10 protein-coding genes and 2 pseudogenes are annotated in these 9,107 nt (G+C 39.9%); 6 read left to right on the top strand and 6 right to left on the bottom strand.

Annotated elements, in window-relative coordinates; translation table 11 throughout:
- Positions 1-124: 124 nt before the first annotated feature.
- Both IM479_RS08450 and IM479_RS08445 read right to left on the bottom strand, forming a co-directional pair.
- Positions 125-388 (bottom strand): DUF4164 domain-containing protein, encoded by a 264-nt coding sequence (locus tag IM479_RS08450; protein WP_287685931.1) that lies wholly within the window; start codon positions 386-388, stop codon positions 125-127.
- Between the two features lie 291 nt (positions 389-679).
- Positions 680-1,888, bottom strand: a complete 1,209-nt coding sequence (locus tag IM479_RS08445) for an RNA-guided endonuclease InsQ/TnpB family protein (protein WP_287685932.1) — start codon at positions 1,886-1,888, stop codon at positions 680-682.
- 152 nt (positions 1,889-2,040) lie between these two features.
- Between IM479_RS08445 and IM479_RS08440 the strand changes: the two are divergent.
- A pseudogene (locus IM479_RS08440) lies at positions 2,041-2,169 on the top strand (element excision factor XisI family protein); the annotation flags it as partial.
- A 12-nt stretch (positions 2,170-2,181) separates the two neighbouring features.
- On the top strand, positions 2,182-3,834 hold the full coding sequence (mutL, locus tag IM479_RS08435; protein ID WP_287685933.1) for a DNA mismatch repair endonuclease MutL: 1,653 nt from the start codon (positions 2,182-2,184) through the stop codon (positions 3,832-3,834).
- A gap of 75 nt (positions 3,835-3,909) precedes the next feature.
- On the opposite strand, the gene IM479_RS08430 is transcribed toward mutL, so the two are convergent.
- Positions 3,910-5,016 (bottom strand): sensor histidine kinase, encoded by a 1,107-nt coding sequence (locus tag IM479_RS08430; RefSeq protein ID WP_287685934.1) that lies wholly within the window; start codon positions 5,014-5,016, stop codon positions 3,910-3,912.
- Between the two features lie 520 nt (positions 5,017-5,536).
- Between IM479_RS08430 and IM479_RS08425 the strand changes: the two genes are divergently transcribed.
- On the top strand, positions 5,537-5,953 hold the full coding sequence (locus IM479_RS08425) for a DUF1816 domain-containing protein (protein ID WP_287685935.1): 417 nt from the start codon (positions 5,537-5,539) through the stop codon (positions 5,951-5,953).
- Between the two features lie 26 nt (positions 5,954-5,979).
- On the opposite strand, the gene IM479_RS08420 is transcribed toward IM479_RS08425, so the two are convergent.
- Together IM479_RS08420 and IM479_RS08415 are read right to left on the bottom strand one after the other, a co-directional pair.
- Positions 5,980-6,174 (bottom strand): hypothetical protein, encoded by a 195-nt coding sequence (locus IM479_RS08420; RefSeq protein ID WP_286825792.1) that lies wholly within the window; start codon positions 6,172-6,174, stop codon positions 5,980-5,982.
- Between the two features lie 473 nt (positions 6,175-6,647).
- Positions 6,648-7,463, bottom strand: coding sequence for a PEP-CTERM sorting domain-containing protein (locus tag IM479_RS08415; RefSeq protein WP_287685936.1), 816 nt, complete (start codon positions 7,461-7,463; stop codon positions 6,648-6,650).
- Positions 7,464-7,594: 131 nt separating this feature from the next.
- Here IM479_RS08415 and IM479_RS08410 point away from each other — a divergent pair, with 131 nt between their 5' ends.
- The 3 genes from IM479_RS08410 (at position 7,595) to IM479_RS08400 (ending at position 8,877) form a co-directional block, all read left to right on the top strand.
- Positions 7,595-8,131 (top strand): helix-turn-helix domain-containing protein, encoded by a 537-nt coding sequence (locus tag IM479_RS08410; protein WP_287170112.1) that lies wholly within the window; start codon positions 7,595-7,597, stop codon positions 8,129-8,131.
- A gap of 64 nt (positions 8,132-8,195) precedes the next feature.
- Positions 8,196-8,495 (top strand): type II toxin-antitoxin system HigB family toxin, encoded by a 300-nt coding sequence (locus tag IM479_RS08405; RefSeq protein WP_002788853.1) that lies wholly within the window; start codon positions 8,196-8,198, stop codon positions 8,493-8,495.
- A complete protein-coding gene (locus tag IM479_RS08400; RefSeq protein ID WP_287685937.1) occupies positions 8,479-8,877 on the top strand; it encodes a helix-turn-helix domain-containing protein in 399 nt (132 codons plus the stop codon). The genes IM479_RS08405 and IM479_RS08400 overlap by 17 nt, the downstream gene beginning before the upstream one ends.
- Positions 8,878-8,926: 49 nt before the next feature.
- Here the strand turns inward: IM479_RS08400 and IM479_RS08395 are convergent.
- A pseudogene (locus IM479_RS08395) lies at positions 8,927-9,107 on the bottom strand (IS5/IS1182 family transposase); the annotation flags it as partial.

Below are 9,107 nucleotides of genomic sequence, written 5' to 3'. Positions count from 1 at the left end.
CAATTGTCTATCTTTTGGTATTAACCTATTTGTGCCTTAAGTGTCTCCCTGTATAGATTTCAGCTACTTTTAGGCGTAGGCACTCTCATCGAATTTTATTTTAAGTTAATTATTTGCATAACAATTACCGAAGAGCCAGGAATCCAATGGTCGTAATGTTGACTCGTGCGTTGAGATCGTCAACCCGCTTTTCTAGTCCCGTAACTTTGGCATCTAAGGCCTTAATATCTCCTTTAATTTCTCCTAGACTGTTCTCGATCGCTTTCTGTCCATTTTCTAGGTTTGTCAGTCGGGACTCGATCGCTGTTAGTCGGGATTCGATCGCTTTCTGTCCGCTAACGATTAAATCTTCTAACCTTTTCAGATCATTCTCGGTAACTGCTGTCATCAGTGACAATCCTCTTAAAGTTGAATTTTTCCTAGTCTCCTAATCAATACTCTATCAATATTTTCTCGGTCGGGGACTCTTTCAAACAGTAATTCACAAAAATCAGATTCCCTACTGAGAGCGCCTAGTGATCCCGTCAAAACTGAAACAGTTTTTGATACCGAACCGGCTCTTTATCTCTTGGTTCATCTGGGTTGCAGGGACAGCAGCACGCGCATTTATGGCTGTATAATTCAGGTTGATATTATTAATATTGACACTCCCGTCGCGCTTATGCGAGGGATTCTTGGTTCATCGAGTTTCCTTAATCTGACAGGACGTATCCAACCAAACCAGAGGGAATCTCTCCCCAAGCATATTAGTTTCGGTATGCCCTACCGTACTTAGTCCTCTTTTCAGAATATTGATAGCGGCGTTAATATCTCTATCTTCTACATAGCCACAATGGGGACAAATATGGGTTCTTGTAGATAGAGATTTAGGTACTTTTTGACCACAATTAGAGCAATTTTGACTCGTGTTGTGAGGTGGTACTGCTACCGTAGCCTTACCATATTTAAAGCCAAAATATTCTAACCATTGCCGAAAAGTTGACCAAGCCACATCATTAATAGATTTGGCTAGTTTAGAGTTTTTTACCATGCCTTGAATATTTAAGTTTTCGTAAGCTATGAAATCGTTAGATTTAATGACGTGCAATGCCTCTTTTTCGACAAAGCCTCTACGTTGCCTACTTACTCTTAAATGTTTTCTAGCATATCTCTTTCTAGCTTTTTGGTAGTTGTTTGATTGGGGTTGACCTTTTCTAAACTTTTTGGATTTCTTCCGATTCAAACGATTTAATCTTTTTTCTGCCTTGCGATAGTATTGCGGTATTTCTACCGTTTCCCCATCACTATTAGCGTAGAAAACTTTTAAACCTACATCCAATCCTACACATCTTTTAGTCGGTTCTAGCGGTTTTGCGTATTCCCGAATATCAACGCTAAGGCAGAATTGGACATAATAACCATCCGCTCGTTTAACAATCCTAACTCGTTTAATTTGGTCTATAGGATAAAAGTTTAGGTCTCTAGTTCCTTTTAGTTTAACCGTCCCAATGTTTTTCTTATCTGTGAAAGTTATTTTCTTTCTATCCTCTGATAGTTTCCACCCACAGTTTTTATATTCCACAGAACGATTATTTTTCTGAAACTTGGGATAACCCTTTTTACCTTTTATTTTTTTCTTACAATTGTCATAGAAACGGGCAATAGCTGACCAGGCCCGTTCGGCCGATGCTTGTCTAGCCATAGAATTTAGAGTATCGACAAACTTGAACTGTTTGGCGAGAACTGCACAATATTTATTGAGAGAATATTTATCGATTTTGTCTTCCCTCTTGGCATCCATCCAAAGCCTTAATGCTTTGTTTCTGATGAATTGTACTGTACGAATAGCTTCATCAATGGCAGAACACTGACTTGGTTTAACCACGGCTTTCATTTCTAAGACAATCATTGCTTATCGACCTCAAACAACTTATTTTATCTTAACCTATACAGCATAGATTGTCAAGATTTTAGTCGTGCTTCGCTGTTTTATATTGGTCGGGGTTTCATCCCGTCGCTAAGCGCGAGGGTCTTCACCCCGACATTTGAGATAAAATCTGAGTGCAGCAGGACGGCACGGCAGCAGCGATCGCTGATAAATTGGTAGCTAGGGGAGTCCCCAAACAAGACATCGTTTTAGCTTACCATGCGCCCCATGTGCGACAATATACCGAGTTTGCCCTTGGCTAAAACCATTAATTGATGACCTTGCCCATACAAGTTTTACCCCAAGACGTAATCGATTTAATTGCCGCAGGAGAGGTAATCGACTCTTTAGGCGCTGTGGTGCGAGAATTAGTCGAAAATGCCATTGATGCGGGGGCAGATAGGATTAGCATCGATATATCTCCCCAAAACTGGCGAATACAAGTATCGGATAACGGCAGGGGAATGTCTAGAGAAGATTTGCAACTGTGTAGCTATGCCCATAGTACCAGCAAAATCCGCCAACGGGACGATCTTTGGCAGATTACCAGTCTCGGATTCCGTGGTGAAGCTTTGCACAGTATCGCACAGGTGGCGCATCTGCGGGTTGCCAGTCGCCATGACGATGATTTAGGTTGTTATTGTCTTTACAATCACCAAGGCGAGCCAGATGATTTAGAAACGATTCCTATAGCTATCGGTACTATCGTCACGGTAGAGAATCTCTTTGGTAACTTTCCCGTCCGTCGTCAAGCTTTACCTTCAATTAACAAACAATTAAAGGATATACAGACTTTAATTCATAATTTTGCTCTCTGTCATCCCCAAATTACTTGGCAGGTTTTTCAAGATCATCAAGATTGGTTACGCATTAGTCCGGGTAAGGATGCCAGTCAAATATTACCTCAATTAGTTAAATCTCTGCATTTTAACGATTTAGCATTCCTAAAACTTGACTTAACGACTCCTGACGCAGAATCTGCTCAAATTGAATTAGTCATTGGTTTGCCCGATCGCATTTCTCGCCATCAACCAGATTGGGTTAGAATTGCTGTTAATGGGCGAATGGTGCGCTCATCGGAGTTAGAACAGGCAATATTTGAAGCTTTCGCTCGCACAGTCCCTAAAGATCGCTATCCCGTTTGTTTTCTCCATCTACATCTTAACCCTCGTTCGATCGATTGGAATCGTCACCCAGCTAAAGCGGAAATATACCTGCATAACCTCATTTTTTGGCAAGAACAGATAATTTCAGCCATAGACAAGGCGTTAGGACTAAATCCCGAACATATACCCGAAAAAGCGCAAAATCAGCGCGTCAGTCAAATTCTCAAGGCTGCCGAAGAAAAAAGCACCTATACAATAGGGGAGAAATACCCGAAAAATCGGCTGGAATTAAAGGCAGTAGCCCAAATTCACCAAACTTACATAGTTGCCGAACATCCTCACGGATTATGGTTAGTCGAACAACATATTGCCCATGAGCGGGTTTTGTATGAACGTTTAGAGGATAACTGGGAAATCGTGCCGTTAGATACTCCGATCATCTTAAATCAGTTAACTACTCGACAAATCGAACAATTACAACGTTTAGGATTAGAAATTGCTAGTTTTGGCGATCGCTCTTGGGCAATTCGTAGTATTCCTGTTCTACTAAAAGAACGCGAGGATCGGGCTGATGCTTTACTAGAATTAAGTTTAGGGGGGGATTTACAAACCGCTCAGGTTGCTACCGCTTGCCGGAGTGCTATCCGCAACGGTACAGCTTTAAGTTTAAAAGAAATGCAGAATTTACTCGATGATTGGCAAAATACCCGTAATCCCCGCACCTGTCCCCACGGAAGACCGATTTACTTATCCTTAGAAGAAACCTCGCTCGCTCGCTTCTTCCGTCGTCATTGGGTTATCGGCAAAAGTCACGGCATTTAATCAGTTATCAGTTATCAGTTATCAGTTATCAGTTCACTGTTTACTGTTCACTGTTCACTGAAAAATCCCCATCTCTCAATTGTCCGATATTGCTAGGGAAAAACGGAAAGTGCTGCCTTTACCTAATTCACTTTCCACCTCGATTTGACTTTGGTGTAATTCCACTAAACGACGGGTAATCGCTAAACCAATACCACTACCCCCAGAATAACGGGAACGAGAACGATCGGCCCGCCAAAAGCGCTCGAAAATAAAGGGTAAATCCTCTGCTGCGATGCCAATTCCTGTATCGATAACGGCAATTTGTAGGCGATTTTTGTCCCTTGTCACTTGCAGGGTAATTGCACCATTATCGGTGTAACGAATGGCATTACCGAGCAGATTAACTAAGATTTGTTCGAGGCGATCGGGATCGGCCATGACAGATGGTAAATTGGGGGGACAATCTAACTGTAAAGTTGGTCCATCTTCTAATAATTGATCGGCAAATTTTTCGATGAGAGAATTTAACAAAGTTAATAAATTAACAGGTTGCAGTTTAATCGAGAGATAACCAGATTCCGCTCGCGATAGCTCCTGTAGATCGTGGGTTAAACGTTCTAACCTGCGGGTTTCTTTCACTAATTTCTGATAAAGTTCTGGATTAGGTTCGATCGCACCATCGGCTAATTCTTCTAAATATCCCCGTACCACAGTTAAAGGGGTGCGTAATTCGTGGGTAAGATCACCGATTAATTCCTGTCGCCGTTTTTCCACATCGGCTAAACTAATCGCCATCTGATTAAAACTGATGGCTAATTGATTTAATTCTGGGATTTCGCTTTCTGGAACTCGCGCCGATAAATCCCCTTCAGCAAAATTTTTAGTGATTTGTTTCATTTGTTTTACCGGTTTCATAATGCGTTGAGAAACCAAAAAACTCAGATAACCAGCCGTACTTCCTCCCGCAATGAATGACCAAATAGCACTACTATCCCAAGCTGTCTCAAAACCCCTAACCAAGAAAGTTCTCGCTGATCGCACGGTAAAAAATCCCTGCCTTTCTAACTGTTCCAAACGCAAAACAAACATTCGCGGAGAAGATAATTTAGCAATGATAATAAAGCTACTCAATCCCACCACCATAACGAGGAGATGGGATAAAAATAATCTGGTTCCTAAGCTTAATTTTGGTGGCTGCATATTTGTCAAAAACCTCTATTTGTTGTCAATATTCTTGAGAGATTGCTGCATAAATATAAAAACCTTGTTGGATAATATCTTTTGGTCTTTTTGAAATCAAAAAGTGCCAGCCATTGGATTGTTCGGTGGGAAAATTTAGGGACTTTTTCCCTGAAAATTAGGTAATTGACCACCTAAAAATGGGGAAAACCCCACACCCTACACGCCACACCCTACCCCTAGGAAAAACTTTTTGCCGCAAACCCTATTGACAGTGTTTCTCATAAAGATGAAGTATAACAGGATTTGGCATCGACCACCGACTCCCCAAAACGAAAACTTCCTATCCCACCATTAAGATAACGGCTATATATTCCCCTACAGCATCTTGAATAAAGAACCCGTCAAGCTATGCTGTCAGGGGAGAGTAGGACAAAACCTAACTTTTTGCCGCTCTATGCTATCGTATCAAGATGCGCTACTCTGTTAGGAGTAGCGTCTGTTTTTTTAACCCTTACCCTTAAAAGAGAATCTTTTCTGTATGCTAGAGGCTAATAATCAGGGAGAGAATCAAATATTTCTCTATGAAGTTGTTTTTTCCGGTTCTTCTGGCTCTTTGCCTCAACGCTTCTCCCGGACAGTCCTGCGAGTACCTAAAAGCCGCATGAGTCAAGAAACACAGCGCCTCCTGCGCCAAGGGGCTAAGATTCTCAGTATAAAGCCTCTTGACCCCGAAACTGTCTCGATCAAGCCTAGTTTACCACCTCAACCCTGGTGGGTAGAGATCACCACCAGTCAGCCGAAATGTCTCTATTATTTCGGTCCTTTCGAGAGTTTTTCTGAAGCTTTATCCCATCAATCCGGTTATATCGAAGACCTACAATCGGAATCGGCTCTGGGAATTAACAGCGAAATTAAACAATGTCAGCCAGAGGTTTTAACTCAAGAAGATTTTTAATGTATGGTATCTAATTATACAGATTTTTAGGAATAGTTAGCTTCCTCTTGTTTTCGTTTAATAATGCCTTTACCCTCACAGAATTTACAGGGGACGGATTCATTCTCCGTCTCTAGATAGATTCTTCCTTTGCCTTGGCAGTGGGGACAGATAACTTGTTCTTCCCACCAATAATTCTCTAAAAAAGCCTCATCGGTAATATAGGTAAAATCTTCAAACATTGGCTTGTCCTCTTATCGTTGAGATAGCTTAATCTGGATTCATCTTTCAACCTGAGAAATTGAAAATTAGGTTTACCCCCATCGTAAAAAAGATCGGGTTCATTCTTCTTGAAACTTAAATTACTTCATATTTATTTATGTTTATTAACATATAATGAGTGCTCACTATCAATCGGGTGTATCTCATATTTGTGAATTTCTCTCACTTATGGTGATCACCAGAAGTTATACTAAATCCGTTGAGCATAGGCTACTTATGAAGACAGGCACTCATGCAAAAGGCAAAAGGGGGGATAAATAATCAGTCTTTAATAACCAGATTTAGTATAACGATTCTGGTTCCAATCACACAATTTAGAGAACCGTTAAAAATCTATGAACTCCCGAAAAGGCTTGCCATATAAGCATTTCGCATCTAAGTACAATTGCTTATTGCAAAAGTGGGATGCTCCCCGGGAGATCGGGAGAATCTATTATATCCAATTAGCTGAAACAGTCCGCTTGCAGAATACACCTAGTCCAAATAAACCGAATCCTAATAAACCAAAGACAGTGGAAGGTTCAGAAACAGGTTGACTAGATTGGGAAAAAAATCCATATTGTAAGTGATCTACTCCAAAGCCTACATCGATTAAATTCTGAGATATTGAGATAGCTGAAATGCCTGCTAAATTGATAACTCCAAAAAAGCGATCATCAACTGTTGTTCCGTCGTTTCTGGTATCGCCAATCTGTCCCTGACCAAGTGCAATAGTACCTAAAGAATTTCCTTGTGCATCAAACCCTTCAAAAGTTAGTGGTGTTTGATCTATTCCGCCAAAGCTTGAATATGAATCTGTCCAGACAATACCTACATGAGTAGGAAAGTTTCCTAAAGTATTGGCATTGAAAGTAAATTTAAAGCCTCCTGTTATTCCATTGCCTAGTTCAACGAGACCATGACCTTGTTGCCCGTTTCCATCAATCACTCCGTCGTCAATATCAACAGAATCTGTATAAAAACCTGGACCTAGCACACTAACTGGTAAGCCACTAGCACTAGAGGCTGTAACACCTGGCACATTCAGGGAACCATCCTCAAAATTCTCAAGGTGAAAATAGCTAAAGCTAACATTTTTAAATGGACTATCATTAAAGCTAAGATAAGGAGTTGGTCCGAGTAATGTTGGAGCAGAATTTACAACGGGAGTTTTAATGACTGCACAACCGAGGAAAACTCCAGTAGCTAGTGTTATGGTGGTAATTTTATTAGCCATTCTTTTAGCCTCATCAATTTCTACTTCAAGCATAAGCCTGATTTCAGCTAATCTAAAGTCGGATTGTGGCGGATAAAGGCGGGAGTTTTATTAATAATCTTGACAAAAAGCGGATAATAGCGGATAATTACGGCTGGGCGTTATAACTATGAAGCAACAGGGCAATGGACGTACAAGCGGTGTTGAAATACGTGGATGACCTAGTTTTCGCGCAAACGGGACAACATCTTGACAGTCTGCAAGTTGCGATTCTGAAGGGAGTCCTTAATGGCAAAAAATATACCCATATTTCTGAAGAATATCATTGTTCGGCAGGGCATACTAAAGATGAAGCTTATCAACTGTGGCGCATTCTTTCCGAAGCTCTAGGAGAAGATTTAAATAAGTCTAATTTTCGTGCTACTATTGAGAGGCTGGGATATGCTAACTCTCAATATCAAATTGTCGGCAATCCAATTCAAATCAGTAATCTTAACCTCTGTGCTAATCCTTCACAAAGTTATGAGACAGAAAATATTGAATCAATAATAGAAGAAACTGCTATACCTTATGTTAAAGAAAGCCTGACGATTCTGGAAAGAGAAAGACAAAAAGCAAAACTAGAAATTATTCCAAACTTAGTTGAGCTTGACTTGACGGCCGAGCAAATTGCTAGTACCTTGGGATTGTCTCTTGAGCAAGTTAAAAAATGTATTCCTTAATTTGATTTAATGAGCATTGTCCACCTTTTTTTACAATAGAGATAATTTATGTTTGTTTTTATAAATGCACGTCATCAGCTATCGAAGATTACGAGAATTTACGAATAAACACGCTGATTCCCGAATAGCTTTAGAAAATTGGCATAAAATTGCCAGTCAAGCAATTTGGTATAATTTAGTTGAGGTTCAAACAGTATTTCCCCAAGCAGAAGCAGTTGGTAATTTTACTGTTTTTAACATTAAAGGAAATCGTTATCGCCTTATAACCAGTATCGATTATCAGAAGCGGCTAATTTATATCAAGTATGTTTTAACTCACGCTGAATACGATAAGGAGCAATGGAAAAATGACCCTTACTTTTAATCCAGAAAAATACAAAGAATTACTAGCTCGCCATTTACCTAAAGTTATCAGAACAGAAGCAGAAAATGAAAAAGCTCTGGTTATTGTCGAAGAATTGATGCACCGTCAGCATCGAACTCCCGAAGAAGATGAACTTTATGAGCTTCTAATTTTTTTAATTGAGAATTTTGAAAGAAGCTTTTATCTACAAGAATCAACCACACCTAATTCTATGTTATTGTTTTTGATGGAGCAACAAAGCGTTAACAAGAAAGACATAGCCATAATCCTTGGCTCTGACAAAATTGCTTCTAGTTTAATTGCAGGAAAAGGGTCAATTAGCCAAGAACAGGCGAAATTATTAGGACATTTCTTTCATGTAGATTATAGGTTGTTTATGTAGGGTCTGCTGAAAAAGTTATTGAAAAGTACAGGTCTCTTAATCAATGATTTCACTTAGCTACAAGCATAAGCTTTAGTTGTTGATTAATCTCTAAGTCATAACTTATTGTCATCATTGACCGAGAAAAAGTGCGGTTTTTCCATTTCAGACATAAAAAAGCCCAAAAAACCTGCCGAAGCAGGGTGGAAAGATTGATAACTAAAAAAGTAATAGCAATGGCTGTTTCCGAT

Source organism: Microcystis sp. M165S2 (genome assembly GCF_020245885.1).
Lineage (GTDB): Bacteria > Cyanobacteriota > Cyanobacteriia > Cyanobacteriales > Microcystaceae > Microcystis.
The sequence above is the reverse complement of the archived record's forward strand: the minus strand, read 5'-3'. Positions and strand labels throughout refer to the sequence as shown.

What these genes read in the sequence shown, in the direction of transcription:
- IM479_RS08450 (WP_287685931.1), bottom strand. Translation starts at nt 388, where the DNA reads ATGACAGCAGTTACCGAGAATGATCTGAAAAGGTTAGAAGATTTAATC.
- IM479_RS08445 (WP_287685932.1), bottom strand. Translation starts at nt 1,888, where the DNA reads ATGATTGTCTTAGAAATGAAAGCCGTGGTTAAACCAAGTCAGTGTTCT.
- mutL (WP_287685933.1), top strand. Translation starts at nt 2,182, where the DNA reads ATGACCTTGCCCATACAAGTTTTACCCCAAGACGTAATCGATTTAATT.
- IM479_RS08430 (WP_287685934.1), bottom strand. Translation starts at nt 5,016, where the DNA reads ATGCAGCCACCAAAATTAAGCTTAGGAACCAGATTATTTTTATCCCAT.
- IM479_RS08425 (WP_287685935.1), top strand. Translation starts at nt 5,537, where the DNA reads ATGCTAGAGGCTAATAATCAGGGAGAGAATCAAATATTTCTCTATGAA.
- IM479_RS08420 (WP_286825792.1), bottom strand. Translation starts at nt 6,174, where the DNA reads ATGTTTGAAGATTTTACCTATATTACCGATGAGGCTTTTTTAGAGAAT.
- IM479_RS08415 (WP_287685936.1), bottom strand. Translation starts at nt 7,463, where the DNA reads ATGCTTGAAGTAGAAATTGATGAGGCTAAAAGAATGGCTAATAAAATT.
- IM479_RS08410 (WP_287170112.1), top strand. Translation starts at nt 7,595, where the DNA reads ATGGACGTACAAGCGGTGTTGAAATACGTGGATGACCTAGTTTTCGCG.
- IM479_RS08405 (WP_002788853.1), top strand. Translation starts at nt 8,196, where the DNA reads ATGCACGTCATCAGCTATCGAAGATTACGAGAATTTACGAATAAACAC.
- IM479_RS08400 (WP_287685937.1), top strand. Translation starts at nt 8,479, where the DNA reads ATGACCCTTACTTTTAATCCAGAAAAATACAAAGAATTACTAGCTCGC.